The 17770-nt window shown below is 73.0% G+C and carries 18 protein-coding genes; 7 read left to right on the top strand and 11 right to left on the bottom strand.

Features of this window, described 5'->3' with window-relative positions; genetic code table 11:
• Positions 1-98: 98 nt before the first annotated feature.
• Both JXZ78_RS18420 and JXZ78_RS18415 read left to right on the top strand, forming a co-directional pair.
• Positions 99-794 carry a spherulation-specific family 4 protein gene (locus JXZ78_RS18420; RefSeq protein WP_030022030.1) on the top strand — a complete coding sequence of 232 codons (696 nt, stop codon included), beginning with the start codon at positions 99-101 and terminating at the stop codon, positions 792-794.
• Positions 791-1714 (top strand): endo alpha-1,4 polygalactosaminidase, encoded by a 924-nt coding sequence (locus JXZ78_RS18415; RefSeq protein WP_050502734.1) that lies wholly within the window; start codon positions 791-793, stop codon positions 1712-1714. The genes JXZ78_RS18420 and JXZ78_RS18415 overlap by 4 nt, the downstream gene beginning before the upstream one ends.
• 74 nt (positions 1715-1788) lie before the next feature.
• On the opposite strand, the gene JXZ78_RS18410 is transcribed toward JXZ78_RS18415, so the two are convergent.
• Positions 1789-2604, bottom strand: coding sequence for an adenosylcobinamide-GDP ribazoletransferase (locus JXZ78_RS18410; protein ID WP_238783204.1), 816 nt, complete (start codon positions 2602-2604; stop codon positions 1789-1791).
• Between the two features lie 78 nt (positions 2605-2682).
• Here JXZ78_RS18410 and JXZ78_RS18405 point away from each other — a divergent pair, with 78 nt between their 5' ends.
• Complete coding sequence (locus tag JXZ78_RS18405; RefSeq protein WP_030022032.1) at positions 2683-3420, top strand: hypothetical protein; 738 nt, start codon at positions 2683-2685, stop codon at positions 3418-3420.
• 23 nt (positions 3421-3443) lie between these two features.
• Here JXZ78_RS18405 and JXZ78_RS18400 read toward each other — a convergent pair whose 3' ends face one another.
• From JXZ78_RS18400 to JXZ78_RS18380, 5 genes are all read right to left on the bottom strand, one after another.
• A complete protein-coding gene (locus JXZ78_RS18400) occupies positions 3444-4142 on the bottom strand; it encodes a hypothetical protein (protein WP_030022033.1) in 699 nt (232 codons plus the stop codon).
• The gene (locus tag JXZ78_RS18395; protein ID WP_030022034.1) at positions 4139-5908 is read right to left on the bottom strand and encodes a phosphatidylglycerol lysyltransferase domain-containing protein; all 1770 of its coding nucleotides are present in this window, start codon (positions 5906-5908) and stop codon (positions 4139-4141) included. Before JXZ78_RS18395 ends, JXZ78_RS18400 begins: the two co-directional genes overlap by 4 nt.
• A 92-nt stretch (positions 5909-6000) precedes the next feature.
• On the bottom strand, positions 6001-7047 hold the full coding sequence (gene cobT, locus JXZ78_RS18390) for a nicotinate-nucleotide--dimethylbenzimidazole phosphoribosyltransferase (RefSeq protein WP_030022036.1): 1047 nt from the start codon (positions 7045-7047) through the stop codon (positions 6001-6003).
• A gap of 10 nt (positions 7048-7057) precedes the next feature.
• Positions 7058-7825: a class I SAM-dependent methyltransferase gene (locus JXZ78_RS18385; RefSeq protein WP_208870192.1), complete on the bottom strand. Its 768-nt coding sequence runs from the start codon at positions 7823-7825 to the stop codon at positions 7058-7060.
• 62 nt (positions 7826-7887) lie between these two features.
• Positions 7888-9156 (bottom strand): bifunctional adenosylcobinamide kinase/adenosylcobinamide-phosphate guanylyltransferase, encoded by a 1269-nt coding sequence (locus JXZ78_RS18380; RefSeq protein WP_238783203.1) that lies wholly within the window; start codon positions 9154-9156, stop codon positions 7888-7890.
• A gap of 229 nt (positions 9157-9385) precedes the next feature.
• Here JXZ78_RS18380 and JXZ78_RS18375 point away from each other — a divergent pair, with 229 nt between their 5' ends.
• Positions 9386-9592, top strand: a complete 207-nt coding sequence (locus JXZ78_RS18375; RefSeq protein ID WP_030022043.1) for a hypothetical protein — start codon at positions 9386-9388, stop codon at positions 9590-9592.
• 72 nt (positions 9593-9664) lie between these two features.
• Here the strand turns inward: JXZ78_RS18375 and JXZ78_RS18370 are convergent, their stop codons facing one another.
• The 3 genes from JXZ78_RS18370 to JXZ78_RS18360 all read right to left on the bottom strand — a co-directional run bounded on the left by JXZ78_RS18370 (position 9665) and on the right by JXZ78_RS18360 (position 13398).
• On the bottom strand, positions 9665-10330 hold the full coding sequence (locus tag JXZ78_RS18370) for a rhodanese-like domain-containing protein (RefSeq protein WP_030022044.1): 666 nt from the start codon (positions 10328-10330) through the stop codon (positions 9665-9667).
• A gap of 128 nt (positions 10331-10458) precedes the next feature.
• Complete coding sequence (locus JXZ78_RS18365) at positions 10459-11565, bottom strand: S1C family serine protease (protein WP_030022045.1); 1107 nt, start codon at positions 11563-11565, stop codon at positions 10459-10461.
• A gap of 15 nt (positions 11566-11580) precedes the next feature.
• Complete coding sequence (locus JXZ78_RS18360) at positions 11581-13398, bottom strand: ABC transporter ATP-binding protein (RefSeq protein WP_030022047.1); 1818 nt, start codon at positions 13396-13398, stop codon at positions 11581-11583.
• Positions 13399-13636: 238 nt separating this feature from the next.
• Here JXZ78_RS18360 and JXZ78_RS18355 point away from each other — a divergent pair, with 238 nt between their 5' ends.
• Positions 13637-14791, top strand: coding sequence for a hypothetical protein (locus JXZ78_RS18355; RefSeq protein ID WP_030022048.1), 1155 nt, complete (start codon positions 13637-13639; stop codon positions 14789-14791).
• Between the two features lie 15 nt (positions 14792-14806).
• On the opposite strand, the gene JXZ78_RS18350 is transcribed toward JXZ78_RS18355, so the two are convergent.
• Complete coding sequence (locus JXZ78_RS18350) at positions 14807-15544, bottom strand: class I SAM-dependent methyltransferase (protein WP_030022049.1); 738 nt, start codon at positions 15542-15544, stop codon at positions 14807-14809.
• Positions 15545-15630: 86 nt separating this feature from the next.
• A complete protein-coding gene (locus tag JXZ78_RS18345) occupies positions 15631-16227 on the bottom strand; it encodes a DUF3043 domain-containing protein (protein WP_030022050.1) in 597 nt (198 codons plus the stop codon).
• 304 nt (positions 16228-16531) lie between these two features.
• Between JXZ78_RS18345 and JXZ78_RS18340 the strand changes: the two genes are divergently transcribed.
• Together JXZ78_RS18340 and pspAA are read left to right on the top strand one after the other, a co-directional pair.
• Positions 16532-17332 (top strand): PspA/IM30 family protein, encoded by an 801-nt coding sequence (locus JXZ78_RS18340; protein ID WP_078624462.1) that lies wholly within the window; start codon positions 16532-16534, stop codon positions 17330-17332.
• Between the two features lie 111 nt (positions 17333-17443).
• Complete coding sequence (gene pspAA, locus JXZ78_RS18335; RefSeq protein ID WP_238783202.1) at positions 17444-17722, top strand: PspA-associated protein PspAA; 279 nt, start codon at positions 17444-17446, stop codon at positions 17720-17722.
• Positions 17723-17770 lie beyond the last annotated feature (48 nt).

Genomic DNA, 17770 nt, shown 5'->3' with positions numbered 1-17770 from the left:
CCCCCCTCTTGACCGGTAACGGGTACCGGGTCCGGGTGTCGTCGCAGGTGCTCGTATGCTCAGCATCTCGTCCCATTTCCGACAGGAGCCCCCGAACCATGACCCGGCCGTCTTCGCGGCAGTCCCGTCCGGCCTCCCGCCGCCTGCTGGTCCCGCTCTACGAGCATCCGGCCGAACGCCCGGACGTCTGGCGGCGGCTGATCGCGGCGGCGCCGGATCTCTACGGCGTGGTGCTCAACCCGGCCAGCGGCCCCGGAACCGCCCCCGACCCGGAATTCGCCGCGGTCGCCGGGCGGTTACGGGGAGCGGGCGTACGCGTCCTGGGCTACACCGACACCGCTTATGGGCGCCGCCCGCACGCGGCCGTCGTCCAGGACCTGTTGCGTCACCGCGACTGGTACGGGGCCGACGGCGCCTTCTTCGACCAGGCCGCCGCCGAGGCCGGGCTGCTCGCGCACTACCGCCGTCTGGCGGTCGCCGCGCGCGCCGCCGGGGCCGGCACCGTGGTCCTCAACCACGGTCTCCATCCGCACCCCGGTTATCTCGACTTCGCCGACGTCCTGGTCACCTTCGAGAACACCTGGGCCGCGTACGAGAACGCCGAGGTCCCGGAGTGGACGGCGCACCACCCGCCCGAACGGTTCTGCCATCTCGTCCACGGCCTCCCCGCGACCTGTGCGGAGGCCGCCGCCGAGCTGGCCCGGCGGCGTGGGGCCGCCGTGCACTGCGCCGTTCCCGGCACCGCGCCGCATCCTTGGGACGCCCTTCCCCCCTTACTGGAGATCGCTCGATGACGCTCCCGCACTTCCGCACGAACCTCCTGCGCAAGAATCTGCTGCGCAAGAGACGCCCCGCTGCCCTCTCCCTCCTCCTCGGCTCGCTGCTGCTCGTCACCACCGCCTGCTCCCAGGCGCCGGCCGGACCGGACGGCGATGACGCGAGCGCCGGCCCCGGCAGCTCGAACAGCGCCAGCCAGGCCAGCACTTCGGGCAGCTCCGGAGGCGGCGACTCCCGCACGATGTGGCACCCCAAGGCCGGCGTGGACTGGCAGTGGCAGCTCACCGGCAAGTTCGACCCGACCGTCAATGCGCCCGTCTACGACATCGACGGTTTCAAGCAGGACGCCTCCGTCGTCGCCGACCTCCACCAGCGCGGACGCAAGGTCATCTGCTACATCAGCGTCGGCGCCCACGAGGACTTCCGCCCGGACGCGTCCCGCTTCCCCAAGGACATCATCGGCGAGGAGAACGGCTGGGAAGGCGAGAAGTGGCTCGACATCCGGCGCCTGGACGTGCTGCGCCCGCTGATGGCGAAGCGCTTCGACATGTGCCGTGACAAGGGCTTCGACGCGGTCGAGCCGGACAACGTCGACGGTTACAAGAACGAGACCGGCTTCGACCTGGACGAAGAGGACCAGCTCGCCTTCAACCGCATGATCGCCGAGCTGGCCCACGACCGGGGCATGTCCGTCGGCCTCAAGAACGACCTCGACCAGATCCCCGAGCTCGTCGGCGACTTCGACTTCGCCGTCAACGAGCAGTGCGCCCAGTACGACGAGTGCGCCAAGATGACCCCCTTCATCAAGGCCGGCAAGCCCGTCTTCCACGTCGAGTACGAACTCCAGGCCGCCCAGTTCTGCTCCGCGACGAAGCGCCTGCACTTCAGCTCGCTGCAGAAGCGGAAGGACCTGGACGCCTGGCGCAAGGCCTGCTGACCCTGACACCGGGCCGGAAGGCGTGCAGCGGACCCCCGCCCGTCGCGGGGGTCCGCTTTCCGCTGTGCGGGCCCTCAGCCCAGCGCCAGCACCACCACCGCCGTCAGTCCCGTCGTCTCCGCGACGGCGCCGAAGACGTCGCCGGTGATGCCGCCGAAGCGGTGGCGGCAGCGGCGCAGGGTCGCTTCTCCGACGGCGAGGGCGAGAAGGGCGGCCAGGGCGGTGTGGAGGGCGCCCCAGCCGCCTGAGCGGGTGCTGCCGAGAGCCGCGGAGAGGGCGATGACGACGGCGGCCGCGACGGCCGCCGCGGGGAGCGGCACCGTACCGGCCACGGCGGCGCCCAGTCCTCCGGGGCGGGCCGGGGGGACGCCGGGGCGGGCGGCGAGGGTGAGGGCGCAGCGGGCGGTGACGGCCGAGACGAGGGCGGCCGCCGCGCCGGCGGCCCAGCCCTGTTCGTACAGGTGGGCGAGGGCGGCCACCTGGGCCAGCAGGGCGAAGAGCAGGGTGATGACGCCGAACGGGCCGATGTCGGACTGCTTCATGATGCGCAGCGCGTCCTCGGCGGGCTTGCCGCTGCCCAGGCCGTCGGCGGTGTCGGCGAGGCCGTCCAGGTGCAGGCCGCGGGTGAGGACGGCGGGGACGGCCGCGGTGGCGACGGCGGCGAGCAGCGGGCCGCTGTCCAGGAGGAGGAGCCCGGTGCCCAGGGCGGCCGCGGCCAGGCCGATCACCAGCCCGGCGACCGGCGCGCACAGCATGCCGCCGCGCGCCGCCGGCCGGTCCCAGCGGCGTAGCCGTACGGGCAGCACGGTCAGCGTGCCGAAGGCGAAGCGCATGGCGTCCCCGAGGGTGGGGGAAGGCGAGGGGCCGGACGGGGCGGCGGCGTCGTTCATCGCGGCAGGCTAACCCGGCTGCTCCGGACCGTACGGCGCTAAATTGCCCCTATACGCGACAAATGGGGAGTACGTGGCATGGGTCACTGGTGGTTCCGCAACATCATCGAGCCGGGGAAGCTGCCCCTGCTGCTCGCACTTGTCTCCTTCGTGCTGACCTTTGTCGTGACCCGGATGATCACCCGGCTGATCCGGGCCGGGAAGGGCCCCTTCCGGAACATCTCGCCGGGCGGTCTGCACATTCACCACGTCGTGCCGGGGGTGGTGCTCATGGTGGTCGGCGGGTTCACCGCCCTGGCCGGCGGGCGGCACGGCTACGGGTCCGGCATAGCGGCGGTGTTGTTCGGGACGGGTGTCGGGCTGGTACTGGACGAGTTCGCGCTGATCCTGCACCTGGACGACGTGTACTGGAGCGAGCAGGGCACCAAGAGCGTGGAGATCGTGATCGTCACGGCCGCGCTGGTGGCGCTGATCCTGGGCGGCGCCCTGCCGTTCGGGGTGAACGAACTGGGGCCCGGCGAGTTCCACAACCGCTTCCGGGTGGTCCGGACGGTGGGGATCAATTTCCTGTTCGCGCTGGTGGCGCTCTTCAAGGGCAAGGGCCGGATGGCGGTGATCGGGGTGTTCGTACCGTTCGTCGCGCTGTTCGGGGCCGTCCGGCTGGCCCGGCCGAACTCCCCGTGGGCGAAACGGTTCTACCGGCGGCGCCCCAAAGCCCGTGCCAAGGCGAAGGTCCGTGCCTTCCGGCACGACCGGCGCTGGAACGGGCTGCGCCGCCGGGTGAACCACGTCATCGGCGGGACGCCGACCCGTTGAGAGCCGGTGCGCCCGCCCGGATCTCAGCCGCCGGCCCGCACCTGCTGCTCGCCCCGCGGCTTGCGGCGCCGGTGCAGCACCTCCCACACCCCGCACAGCGCCAGCACCGCCACGACCGCGGCGATGTGCTCCCGGCCCGCCAGGTTGTTCTTGATGAACACCACCTCGTAGACCATCGACAGCACCACCAGCGCGCAGGTGAACCACGCCCGGTAGACCCAGCACACGAAGATGCCAAGGCCGACCACGGCCGCCGAGGGGCCGGTGTCGTGGACGAAGGCGTCGGTCGGCGGGAGGCCGATGGGATTGTCGGGGCCGAGCCAGATGCCGATCCGCGCGTACATCGTCCCGGCCAGCGTGGCCGCGTACGCGATCAGCAGCGTCCGGGCCCGGCCCAGGCAGATCTCGCAGATGCCGAAGACCAGCAGGAGCTGTGCCAGCGCGCCCCACACCGGCAGGTCCAGCGCGGGCACGAACAGCGACAGCGGCGTACGCAGCAGCGCCAGCCACAGGTGCTCGTCGGCCTGGACGGAGCCGATGTTCTGGACGAACTGGTAGCCCCAGGACTGGTTCTGGACGATCTGGAAGAGGGAGGTGAGCAGGACCGCGGAGATCGTCATGGGGATCGCCAGCAGTTTCCTGGTACGGAGGCCGGACCACACGGTCCGGACCAGCAGGCCCCACTCGGCACGCACGGCGCGGCGCAGGACCGGCTCGCTCATCTCTTGGTCTCCAGGTGTTTGCGGTTGAGCCACTTCGGCAGCCCGGGAGCCTCCAGGAAGCCCTCGGCGCGGGCGGCGGCGATGCCGATGCGCAGCAGGTCGGTGCTCTTTTCGAAGAGCATGTACCGGGGTTCCCAGATGGGCCGGTATTTCGCGTTGGCGCGATAGAGCGATTCGATCTGCCACCACCGGGAGAAGAAGCTGAGCAGCGAGCGCCACAGGCGCAGCACCGGACCCGCGCCGAGCCGCGAACCGCGTTCGAAGACGGAGCGGAACATCGCGAAGTTCAGTGACACCTGAGTGACGTCCACCTCCTTCGCCCGCTGGACCATCTCCAGCACCATGAACTCCATCAGCCCGTTCTCGGACTCCCGGTCGCGGCGCATCAGGTCCAGCGACAGCCCCTTGGCGCCCCACGGCACGAAGCTGAGCAGCGCGCGCAGCACACCGTCGGCGTCGGTGCATTCGAGCATCACGCAGCGGCCGTCGCCGGGGTCGCCGAGCCGGCCCAGCGCCATGGAGAAGCCGCGCTCGGTCTCGCCGTCGCGCCAGTCGTCGGCCAGCTTCAGCAGCCGGTCCATCTCGGTCTCGGGGATGTCCTCGTGGCGCCGGATGCGGACGGTGTAGCCGGCCCGCGCGACACGGTTGTACGCCTGCCGGACGGTCCGCATGGCCCGCCCCTCCAGCGTGAACTCCCCGGTGTCCACGATCGCCTCGTCGCCCAGCTCCAGCGCGTCCAGGCCGTGCCGGGCGTAGATCGTGCCGCCCTCCTCGCTCGCGCCCATCACGGCCGGTGCCCAGCCGTGCGCGCGGGCCTCGGCGAGCCACAGGTCGATGGCGCCGGGCCAGGCCTCCGGGTCGCCGATCGGGTCGGCGGAGGCGAGCGAGACCCCGCCGACGACGCGGTAGGTGACGGCGGCCTTGCCGGTGGGGGACCAGATGACGCTCTTGTCGCGGCGCAGCGCGAAGTAGCCCAGCGAGTCCCGGTCGCCCTGGCGGGCCAGCAGGCCGCGCAGCCGCTCCTCGTCCTCGGGGGTGATCGGGTCGGTGCTGCGGACGGACCGGAAGGCGGACCACAGCACGAGCAGCAGCAGGACCGTGCTCATGACGTTGATGACGACGTCGGCCCAGTTCGGCGTGGCGATACCGGGGAAACGGTCCTCCTCGGCGGCGATGGAGACCAGCCGCATGACGCCGTAGCGCCAGCGGTCCAGGAACGTCGCGTGGTGGCTGTCGTGCGCGGTGTTGGCGACGGTCACCAGCAGCGCCGCGAGGAGCGAGGTGACCAGCAGGCCGCCGAGCGCGACGGCCGCGGCCAGCTTGGGGTTGGAGCGGTCGCCCTTGGCGTAGAACTCCTTGCGGCCCACCAGCAGTGAGACGACGAACAGCAGCGTCACGACGAAGGAGAACCAGTTCTGCCCGTGCTGCCGGAACTCCGGCACGGTCACCATCGCGAGCGCGAACAGCGCGAGGAAGAGTCCGGACAGGATCAGGTTCAGTATCCACGCGGCGCGTTTGCGGCGCCGCATGGTGACCGCGAGGAACAGCGAGAAGACACCGGCCGCGAAACCCGCGGTGAGCAGGTACGGGGTGAAGAACTCATCGACGTTGTGCCTGCGGATGTCCTGTCCGAACGACACCCACACGGCGCTGAGGAAATTGATGAAGGTGACGGCACGCAGGTACCAGACGGCGTACGCGGCACCGCGTCGTGACCACCGACCGCGGGTGCGGTCCTCATCCGGGCTCAAACGGACTTCTCCCATAAAACTTGATCATATGGGGGCGTCGTCGATGCCCGGATCCACTGGAATCCGGCCACTTCACAGAGCCGCGGGCCGTCGCCGGCCGGCGTCCCTCAGTCGCGTACGGGCAGGTCTGCCGCCAGGGCCGCGGCCGCCTGCACCAGTGGCAGAGCGAGCAGCGATCCCGTCCCCTCGCCAGCAGTGACGCCGTGATCGAGCAAAGGGTTGAGCGCGATCCGGTCGAGTGCCTTGGACTGCGCCGGCTCGCCGCTGACCTGCCCGGCCAGCCACCAGTCCGGAGCCCGGAACGCCACCCGCTGCGCCACCAGCGCGCAGGCCGCCGAGACCACCCCGTCCAGGATCACCGGGGTGCGCCGGACCGCGCTCTGCAGCAGGAAGCCGGTGATCGCGGCCAGGTCGGCGCCGCCGGTGGCGGCCAGCAGCTCCAGCTGGTCGCCGAGGACCGGCCGGGCCCGGCGCAGCGCGTCGCGGATCGCCGCGCACTTGCGCATCCACGCCAGGTCGTCGATGCCCGCGCCGCCGCGCCCGGTGACCACCGAGGCGTCGGTGCCGCACAGCGCGGCGATCAGCGCGCTCGCCGGGGTGGTGCCGCCCACGCTCAGGTCGCCTAGCGCGACCAGGTCCGTACCGGCGTCCGCCTCCTCGTCGGCGACCGCCATGCCCGCCCGGAAGGCCCGCTCGGCCTCTTCGGGCGTCAGCGCGTCCTCGATGTCGATCCGGCCCGAGCCGCGCCGCACCCGGTGCCGGGTGACGTCCTCCGGCAGCTCCGCCGGGTCGCAGTCCACCGCTATGTCCACGACCCGCACCGGGACACCGGCCCGGCGCGCCAGCACCGCCGCCGGGCTGGCTCCGTCCAGCACGTCCCGTACGAGCTTCTGCGCGGTACCGGCCGGGCGGCCGGAGACGTCCAGCGACGCCACCCCGTGATCGCCGGCGAACAGCACGGCACGCGGCCGCCCGATCGGCCGTACCGGCACCTGCTGCTGCGCGGCGGCCAGCCACTCGCCCAGGTCGTCCAGCCGCCCCAGGGCCCCGGGCGGCACCGCCAGCCGCTGCCGGCGCTCCTCGGCATCGCGGCGCGCACCGCCGTCGGGGCGCTCGATCAGGTGGGCGAAGTCATCGAGGTTCAGGGCGCTCATTCGGCGCAGATTACCGGGAACGGCGCCCGGCGGCCCGCTCCGGGTCGGCCGGGGCGCCGCGGGTGCCGGGCCCCGGACCGGTACGGGCGCCTCCGGAGGCGGAGCCCGGGGCGGGCCGCCGCGTGCCGAAGCGGATCTCGGTGACCGTACGGGCGGGGGTGTGCAGCAGCGGTACGTGCTCCCGCCACCGCGCCAGGCGCCCGGCGAGCGGCCCGCGGCCGGGCGGCGGGACCTCGCGCACCGCGACGATGTTCGGGTGCGCGCCCGCGACCCGGGGCCGGTCGGCGGCGTTCATGCCCCAGCGCAGCGGCGGAGCGCCGGGCGCCGCCCGCACGCCCGTACGCGTCCGGCCGCGGCCCGCGCACCAGCGGGGCACCGCGTCGAAGACCAGCGCGCCCCCGGGCAGCCGCTCCGCGCACGCCGCGAACAGCGCGCGGACCTCGGGCGGCCGCAGGAACATCAGCAGCCCGCGCGCGGCCACCACCACCCCGCGCTCCGGCGCGCGGACCGCCTCCAGCCAGCCGGGGTCGGCCACCGGATGCGCGAGGGTCCGCCGCCGGGGCCCGTCCGGCAGCAGCATCCGGCGGACCGCGGCGCTCTCCGGCGGCTCCACGGCCAGCCAGTCCAGCCGCCCGTCGTCCAGCCGCCAGAAGGCGGCGCTGCCCGGCCCCTCGCCGAGCGCCACGACCGTGGCGAAGGGGTGCTGCCGTACGTACGCGCGTACGGCCGCGTCGAGGCGGCGTGAGGTGCTGGTCGCCGGACCATCCGTTTCGGTCACCGGACAAGACCACCCGTCCCGGCGGGCCCGGACAAGCGGACACGGGCGCGGCCCGGCCGGTGTCATCCGCGCAGCGCAAGCGCCTGCCCGGCGACGACCAGCAGGACGTGTTCGCACTCGGCGCCGAACATCGCGTTCAGCCGTCCCAGTTCGTCGCGGAACCGGCGGCCGGACGCGGTGGCCGGCACCACTCCTGAGCCGACCTCGTTGCTCACCGCCACCACCGGACGCCGGGTGCCGCGCACCGCCGCGACCAGCTCGTCCACCCGCGCGCGCAGCTCCCGTTCACCGCCCGCCGCCCACTTCTCGTCGTCCCACGCGCCGGCCTCGTCCATGGCGTGCGTCAGCCACAGGGCGAGGCAGTCGATCAGCAGCGGCGAGTCGTCCGGGGCGGCCTGCGCGGCGGGCCCGCCCGCCCGGTCCTCCGGCCGGGCGCCGCCTTCCAGGAGCGGCAGCAGGTCGCAGGTCTCCGTCGTACGCCAGGACGCCGGACGGCGCTCCCGGTGGGCCGAGACCCGCGCCGCCCACTCGGTGTCCCCGTCCCGGGTGCCGCCGGTCGCGACGTACAGCACGTCGGGGAAGGCGGCCAGCCGCCGCTCGGCCTCCGCCGACTTGCCGCTGCGCGCGCCGCCCAGCACCAGCGTGCGGCGCGGCAGGTCGGGCACCGCGTGGTACTCGCCGACCAGCAGCGACGTGCCGTCCGGCACGGTGCGCGCCCCCGCCGCCGCCAGCCGGCGGTGCAGCTCGGGGCCGGGCGGCACGGTGTGGTCCAGGTGGACGCCCAGCACGTCCGTCGCCGCGTCCACCGCGCCGCTCGCCCGCAGCCGCGCCAGCGCGTCCGGCCGCCCCAGGACGTCCAGCAGGACCATGTCGTACGGGCGGACGCCCCGGCCGTGCCCCTCGCCGTCGGCCGCGCCGGCCGGCGCGGCGCCCGGCGGCAGGTACAGCAGCCGCTCGCCCTCGGCGCCGCCGACCTCGTAACCGGTGCCCGGCACGTCCACGGCGACGGCCCGCACCCGGTGCCCGTCCAGCAGCGCCAGCTCCCGGCCGTCCGCCACCCGCCCCGGCTGCGGCAGCCCGGCGGGCACCTCCATGGCCGGACCGTCGTGCGGGTGCGAGAGCAGCACCTGCCGTACGGCGGTGAGCGAGTGCCCGGCGCGGGCGGCGGCGAACGCCGGACCCGGCGTCAGGTCCAGGAGCAGCGCCCCGTCGACGAGCAGCGCGGTGGCCGCCCGCGCCTCGTCGCCGACGGCGGAGGCACAGGCGGCGCAGGGGCAGCCGGGGCGCGGCAGCCCGCTGGGGGCTCCGGTGCCGAGGAGAGTCAGTTCCACCCGCCGATTTTCCCCCGCCGGTGCCGACCGGGCGCGCGGGGGCCCGTCTCGACACGGCCGTTAGGCTGCGGAACAGCACCTACGCGGGACGTACGCCGCGCGTTCGCGGGGAATACGCCGCTCGTACGGCGCTCGTGCGCAGGACAGCAGCAGGACCGTTCCGCGGCGCCCCGCGGTGCGGCAGCGGTACGCGAACCAGCAGGCACTCGGTGGGACCCAGGAGGCGGACATGGCGTGGACGTGGCGGTTCGAGAAGGCCGACGGTACGGAGACGGGGCCCGCGGTGGAGCCCGAGGACTTCACGACCCAGGGGGACGCGGAGTCCTGGATCGGCGAGGTGTGGAAGGACCTCCTCGAAGGAGGCGCCGACAGGGTGACGCTCTTCGAGGACGACACCGAGATCTACGCGATGAGTCTGCACGCCGACGTGGGGTGACCGCGGACCGGCGCCGGCCCGTGGCTCAGCCATGGACCGGCGCCGGCCGGGCCGGCGCCCCGCCGGCCGCACCTATCCGTCGTTCTCCGCCACCTCGCGGCCGGGGACGACGACCGGAAGCCCTGCGGTTTCCCACGCTTCCAGGCCTCCCGTCACGGTGTGGACGGAGGACCGGCCTGCGCGCACCGCCCGCGCGCCGCCTTGCACGCTGCGGGAGCCCGTGCGGCATATGAAGGCCAGCGGGCCGTCGGGCAGATCCGACAGCGACGCCGGCAGCGTGCCGAGCGCGGCGTGGACGGCGCCGGCCGGGTGGCGCGCCGCCCATTCATCGTCCTCCCGGACATCGACCAGCGTGAGTTCCCCGTCCACGACGCGGCGGTGTGCCTCGGCAGGAGACAGGCCGGCGGGCGGGTGACCGTCGCCGGGGCCCGGGCTCCGTGGCGTGGCGGGCAGGACCGTACGGACCGCCTCGTAGTTCGAGGCATGGGCGACGGCGATCTGCTGTCCCAGCATCGGGCAGACGTTCATCGCCGCTTCCCAGTGAGCGGTGGACTCCCATTCCGCCACGTTGACGAGGGGGAAGGTGCTCCCCGGAACGATCGAGCGGAACATGTACGTCCGGATGAACCCGGGCTGAGCCGCCATCACCGCCGCCGCGTCCTGCCAGGTGTCGAGGTACGCGCTCTCCTTCTCCTCGTCGATCTCGATCGGAATGATGACGACATGGCGGTCTTCCATCTGCTGCGTCCTCCGCTCTGCGAGGCGGTCACGCCTTCCGGCGTGCTGCTTTCCGGACGCAGAGTGCACACGCGTACTGCGGAGCGGCAAACAGTATTGCCGAACCGGCAATCCGGTGACGACAGGACCTAGATCGTTCCCAGCGTCACCCGCACCGTCTTCTGCGCACCGTCCCGGTCGACCGTGACGTCCACCTTGTCGCCCGGCTTGTGGCCCGCCAGCGCCTCCGACAGGGCCTGCATCGTACGGACGGCCGTCCCGTCGAACTTCACGACGACATCGCCGGCCTCGATACCCGCCTTGTCCGCCGGGCCGCCCTCCTTGACGCTCGCGACGCTCACCCCGGCGCCCTCGAAGTCCTGGCCCACCAGGGTGCGGCCGGTGATGCCGAGCGCCGCCCGGCCCGAGTTGGTGACCTTGCCGTCCTTGATGATCTGGTCGGCGATGTTGCGGACCGTGGACGCCGGGATCGCGAAGCCGATGCCGGGTGCCGCGCCCTCGCCCATCTGCGGGTCCGTGGCGGCCAGCGTCGGGATGCCGATGACCTGGTCGGAGAGGTTGACCAGGGCGCCGCCGCTGTTGCCCGGGTTGATGGCGGCGGAGGTCTGCACCATGTTCGCGAGGGTCGCGCCGGTGCCGCCGCCGCTGCTGGGTTCGCTGACGGTGCGTCCGGTCGCCGAGACGATGCCCTGCGTGACGCTGCCGGACAGCCCCAGCGGACTGCCCATGGCGAGCACGATCTGCCCGATCTCGACCTTGGCGGAGTCGCCGAACGTCGCGGGCTTCAGGTCCTTCGGCGCGTCGTCGATCTTGATGACGGCGAGGTCCTGCTCCGGGTAGGAGGCGACCAGCGACGCGTCCAGGGAGCGGCTGCCGCGCGCCGTGGTGACCTTGAACTTCTTGTCCTCGCCGACGACATGCGCGTTGGTGACGACATGGCCGCGCGCGTCGTACACCACCCCGGACCCCAGCCCCTCGCCGGTGGTGATCTGGACGACCGACGGCAGGACGTCCTTGACCACCTTCTGGTACGCGTTCTGGAGGTCGGTGCTGACGCTGGGGGCCGCCGCCTTGGCGGGGGAGGTGACGGCGGCCGCGGAGGCCGACGAGGAGACGTCCTTGCCGGGCCCGGCGGAGGAGTCGGAGCCGGAGCAGCCGGCCACCAGCGCGGCCGCGCACAGGGCGGCGGCCGCGGCGACCGCCGCCCGGCGGCGGGAAGTCAGTGAAGGCGTCATGGCTGAAGTGTCCCGTCAGGGCGTCCGGTCCGCCGCCTCATCGGGCGCCGTGGCGAGAAACTGCGTCGCCGCCAGCTCCCCGTACAGCGGATCGTCCGCCACCAGCTGCGCATGCGTACCGACCGCACGCACCCGCCCCGCCTCCATCACCACGATGCGGTCCGCGAGCGTCACGGTGGAGAGCCGGTGCGCCACCACCAGCACCGTCGTCGTACGGGCCGCCTCCGCGACGGTCTCCCGCAGCGCCAGTTCGTTGACCGCGTCCAGTTGCGAGGTCGCCTCGTCCAGGAGCAGCAGCCGCGGCTCGCGCAGCAGCGCCCGCGCGATCGCCACCCGCTGCCGCTCGCCACCGGACAGCTTGCTGCCGCGGTGCCCCACCGGCGTGTCCAGCCCTTCGGGCAGCCGTGCGACCAGGCCGTCCAGCCGGGTCCTGGTGAGCACCCCGGCCACCTCGTCGTCGGTGGCGCCGGGCGCCGCGAACAGCAGGTTCTCGCGCAGCGTGCCGGCCAGGACGGGCGCGTCCTGCTCGACGTAGCCGATCTGGGACCGCAGCAGGTCCAGCGGCCAGTCCTGTACGTCGGTGCCGTCGACCAGCACCCGGCCGCCGTCCGCGTCGTAGAACCGCTCCAGCAGCCCGAAGACGGTGGTCTTGCCGGCGCCGGACGGGCCGACGAACGCCGTCATGCCGCCGCCGGGCACCGCGAAGTCCACACCGTGGTGGACCGGCGGCAGATCGGGGCGGTAGCGGAAGGTCACCTGTTCGAAGGCGACGCTCGCGGGCTTCGCGGGGACGGCGGCCCGCTCCCCGGCCGCCGCCGGAGCCGCCTGCGAAGTCTCCGTCTCCAGCTCCTCCGCCTCCGTCATCCGCGCGATCGCCGCCGCCCCCACCTGGTAGGACGCCGCGGCGTTCACCAGCCGGGAGATCGGTTCGATGAGGTAGAAGAGATAGAGCAGGAACGCGATCAGCGTGGCGATGCCGGTGGTCCCGGAGGCCACCCGCGCCCCGCCGACGCCCAGCACGGCCAGGAACGCGAGCTGCACCGCGAGCCCCACCGAGGACATGGCGACGGACTGCCACTTCGCCGCCCGGATGCCGCCGCGCCACGCCTCCTGCGCCGCCGCCTCGACGGCCGCGGCTTCCCGTGGCTCCGCGCCGGACGCCTTGATCGTGCGGAACGCCCCGAACGTGCGCTCCAGCGCCGTGGAGATCTCTCCCACCGCCTCCTGCGCCCGCTTCGTCGCCTTCTCGATGCGCGGCAGCACCAGCGCCTGCGAGCTGCCGATCAGGACGATCACCGAGAGCGTGACGCCGAGCAGCACCGGGTCCAGCAGCGCCATCAGCGTGATCGTGCCGATCAGGGTGAGGCTGCCGGTGCCGGCCGAGACCAGCGACTGGGTGGTGATCGCGCGCAGCAGCGTGGTGTCCGCGGTGACCCGTGACATCAGGTCACCGGGGCTGCTGCGGTCCACCGCGGCCATCCGCAGCCGCAGCAGCCGCGTCACGAGTCGGCGCCGGGCCGCGAGCACGACGGACTCGGCGGTGCGCTCCAGGACGTACGCCCCGAGCGCGTCGGCGGCCGTGCCCGCCAGCACCAGGACGGTCAGCAGCACCAGCAGCATGGTGATCGGATCGCCCTCGCCCAGCCGCTCGACCAGCACCTTGGCGGCCATCGGCTGGGCCAGGCCGGTGGCCGCGCCGAGCAAGGTGAGGAGGCCGCCCAGGGCGATGGCGGGGCGGTGCGGCCTGATGTGCCCGTACAGCACCCGCCAGGTCGAACGGACGGGCGGTTTCGGAGGCGGTGGCCCCTCGGGGGCGGTCGCGGCAGTCGTCACGCAGGACAAGACGCGGGAGAGCAGCGATCACCTGCCTCTCGGCGGGCTCCACGTGCCTGCCGCGGAGTCCTCCTCGAAGTCTTCCCCGACGGCCTCTTCCGTGCTCCTCGCTCCTCTTTGGCACGCGAGGGCGGCAAGGCTGCCCTCAAGGCTCTTCCCGCGTGACGTCCGCCTGTCGTAGACAAGGAGGCCGACGGGATCGGCGCGAACGCCCCTTGGACCTCGACGGAGTGGACGTATGCACGCAGAGCGAGAGCGGGACCGGCGCGGCACCGCCGACCGGCCCGTACGACCGGCGAGAGACGCGTCGCGTGCTCCGGCCGCCGAGCGGGCCCTCGTGGCGCCGGGGCCGCTGACGGCCGCGCAGGTCGTGGGACTTCAGCAGGCCGCGGGCAACGCCGCCGTCGTCCAGCGGCTCGCCCAGAGCGGGCAGGGCCGGGACCAGCACGCGGGGTGCGGCCAGGGCTGTGGCCACACACCACAGGTACAGCGCATGATCCGGCGCTCCGGCCGCACCCACACCCAGCGGGAAGCCGAGCGCATCGAGGCCGAGAACGGGCCGCGTACCCACGCACGCACCCGCGCGGGCGCCGCCGGCAGCAGCCGCCAGCAGAACCCCCTGGCAGCGGCCGAGCGGGTTCCCCTCCCGCGCCGTGGGGAGGCGGGCCAGAGACTCTGGGACGGCAGCCGCAAGCACCTCAACTGGATGGAAGGCGCCGTGAACGCGGTGCTGGCGGTGACGCCCAAGCGCCTGAGTTCGCGGACCGGTACTTACCGCTATGAATGCGGTAAATGCGGGAAAATGGTCCTCAGTAAGGCGGAAGCGCGCGGCGCCGCCAAGGAGAGCAACTGGTACGAGATCGACCACGTGGAAGGCATCATCGCCAACGTGCACCGCTCGGTGGATCCCATGAACTGGACCGTGCAGGTGGGCGAGAACATCTACCGCGACGTCGAGGCGATCAGCCTGGACGACGCCAGGGCGGCGGCTAGCCACCCCGGGAACCTCCGCGTCCTGTGCAAGAAGTGCAACGGCGGCACCAGGGCGGCCAGGAGTGAGAGCCGCTACATGGACGGGTCCGGCGCGCGGTGGACCGGTCCCGCCTACTACGGGCCGGGAGCCGAGCAGTACGAGGACCCCTCCTACGGGGCCTACGGCGGCGGCGCGGAGATTGTCACGGTCGGACCCGGCGGCGGGGCGTACGGCGGTCAGTCGTACGGCGGCGGCTACGGCGGTCAGTCGTACGGTGGCGCGGACGTCGTCACGGTCGAGCCCGGCGGCCAGGCGTACGGCGGTGAGTCCTCCTATGGTGCCTACGGCGGCTACGGCGGCCGGCAATCGGAGGACCCGGGCTACGACGTCGTCACCGTCGAACCCCGGCGCCGCCGCTGAGAGCCGGGCGCCGGCTCAGCCGCCCTGGCGCCCCTCGCCGCCCGTCCCGCCCCGTACGCCGCACAGGTGCAGCAGTGCCGCCACCGCCCGGTACGGGTCGGTGCGTCCGGCCCGGGCCTCGGCGGCCAGCAGCCGTTCCAGCTCGCCGTCGGCGGGCAGCGGCGCGTCGTCCGGCGCGGTGTCGGTGAAGACCCGTACGCCGTACCAGGTCTCCAGCGGCGCGCCGATCCCGTCGAGCGTCGCGGTCAGCGCCGCCAGGCGGTCGGCGCGCGCCGTGAGGCCGAGGCGGTTGACGTACTCGGCCGTGTCGAAGGCGCCCAGGGCGCCGTCCCAGTCACCGGACAGGCCGGGCCGCATCGCGAGCGCGTCGGCGTTGCGCACCACCAGGGACAGCAGCCCGCCGGGTGCCAGGACGCGGGCCAGTCCGGCCAGCATCGGGTCCGGCTCCGCCACGTACATCAGCACGCCGTGGCAGAGCACCATGTCGAAGGCGCCGGGGAGGAAGTGCACGCCGGTGTCCCGGCCGTCCCCCTCGATCAGTTCCATCCGCTCCTGGATGCCGGCCGGCTCCTCCGCCAGCGCGGTACGGGCCGCCGCCAGCATCGCCGGGTCGGACTCCAGGCCCGTGACCTTGTGCCCGGCCCGGGCCAGCCGCAGTGCCTGGGTGCCCTGGCCCGCGCCCACGTCGAGCACCCGCAGCCGCTGCCCCACCGGGAAGCGGGCCGCGATCTGTTCCTCCAGCTGGCGGGCCACCAGCTCCTGCCGGACGGTGTTGCGCAGGCCGTCCAGCCCGCCCAGCCACCGTTCGGCGCCGGGCGAGAAGCCCAAAGGGGTTGCGTTCAGGGCCGCTCTCCGCGCTTGACCTGCGGCTTCGGCAGACGCAGCCGGCGCATCTGGAGCGTGCGCATCAGGGCGTACGGCTTGACGCCCTTGTGGTTCTCGTTCGGGAAGCGCTGCTTGAGGCGCTTGTTCAGCGAGAACCACAGCACGAACGAGTCGACGACGATCAGCACGATGATGAACAGCCACAGCAGCAGCGCGATGTTCTGGATCCCCGGCTGGCGCAGCATAGTCAGCACCAGGATGATCACGGCCATCGGCAGGAAGAACTCCGCCACGCACCAGCGCGAGTCGACGAAGTCACGGGCGAAACGCCGCACCGGGCCCTTGTCGCGGATCGGCAGGAACCGCTCGTCGCCGTTGGCCAGCGCCTCGCGCTGCCGGGCCATGTCGGCGCGGCGCGCCTCACGCGACGCCTTCGTCGCCTCCTTGCGGTTGGCCGGCGTCTGCGCGCGCGTACGGCGCTGCGACTGCGCCTGGCTCCGCTTCGGCGTCGGGCGGCCCTTGGGGGCCTGCGGGTCGCGGGGCTGCTTCGGCTCGGACGCGGTCACCTTGGCGGTCGCGGCCTGCTCATCCTTCGAACGGCTTCGGAACACACACGCAAGAGTACGGGTTGGCCGCGCATGGACCACAGTGGCATGGGGAACGATCCGGCAACGGCGCTGATCCGCGAGGGGCGCCGCGCAGGGGACATTCGGCGCGAAAGGTGCGCGGGGTGGGTTCCCGGGGCCGTCCCTACTCCTTGCGCCGGATGGCGGCGGCATCCTGATCGTCCTGCAGGAGGAGCACATCCGGGGCCGAACAGTGCGGTAATGGAACCGAGGCCCGTACTGTGGGGTCTGTAGATGTGCTGGAGCCGAAGCCCGATGTAACTCGGTCAGAAAGGGGCGCGCGAGGCCCATGAGCGGTGTCATGAAGCGGATGGGGATGATCTTCCGCGCGAAGGCCAACAAGGCCCTGGACCGGGCCGAGGATCCGCGCGAGACCCTTGACTACTCGTACCAGAAGCAGCTGGAGCTGCTGCAGAAGGTGCGCCGCGGCGTCGCCGACGTGGCGACCTCCCGCAAGCGCCTGGAGCTGCAGCTCAACCAGCTCCAGAACCAGTCCTCCAAACTGGAGGACCAGGGCCGCAAGGCCCTCTCGCTCGGCCGCGAGGACCTCGCCCGCGAGGCCCTTTCCCGCCGGGCAGCCCTCCAGCAGCAGGTCACGGACCTGCAGACGCAGCACCAGACGCTGCAAGGCGAGGAAGAGAAGCTCACCCTCGCCGCCCAGCGCCTCCAGGCCAAGGTCGACGCCTTCCGTACGAAGAAGGAAACGATCAAGGCCACGTACACCGCCGCCCAGGCCCAGACCCGGATCGGCGAGGCGTTCTCCGGCATCTCCGAGGAGATGGGCGACGTCGGCATGGCCATCGAGCGCGCGGAGGACAAGACCGCGCAGATGCAGGCCAGGGCCGGTGCCATCGACGAGCTGCTGGCCTCCGGCGCGCTCGACGACCCGACCGGTATGGCCAAGGACGACATCACCGCCGAGCTGGACCGGCTCTCCGGCGGCAGCGACGTCGAGCTGGAGCTCCAGCGCATGAAGGCGGAGCTGGCCGGCCCGGGCGCCGACAAGCAGGCCATCGAGGGCGGCCAGGCGGGCCAGGGGCAGCAGGCCCCGCAGGCGCAGCCCGGGCAGCCGCGTTTCGACAAGCAGTGACGGCCGGCGGCCGCTAGCCTCGTCGGTACCGCCGCACCGGGCCAGGCCGCCGCACCGGGCCCGGTCCGCGCACCGGACCAGGCCGCCGCACCGGACCAGAAGGAGACCGTCGTGATCGTACGGATCATGGGGGAGGGGCAGGTGAAGCTCGACGACGCGCACTTCGTCGAGCTGAACAAGCTGGACGACGAGCTGCTCGACGAGATGGAGAGCGGCGACGAGGACGGCTTCCGGCGCACCCTGAGCGCCCTTCTGGACGCGGTGCGCCGCCTCGGCACCCCGCTGCCGGACGACTCCCTGGAACCGTCCGAGCTGATCCTGCCCTCCGAGGACGCCACCCTCGACGAGGTCAAGCAGATGCTCAGCGACGACGGCCTGATCCCGGGCTGACCGGCCGCCCGGTCCGCCGGGCGGCCCGCACCACCTCCAGCGCAGGCA

The sequence above is a fragment of the Streptomyces monomycini genome (genome assembly GCF_022271435.1).
Taxonomy (GTDB): Bacteria; Actinomycetota; Actinomycetes; order Streptomycetales; family Streptomycetaceae; genus Streptomyces; species Streptomyces monomycini.
This window is presented reverse-complemented; position numbering and strand designations above follow the sequence as displayed.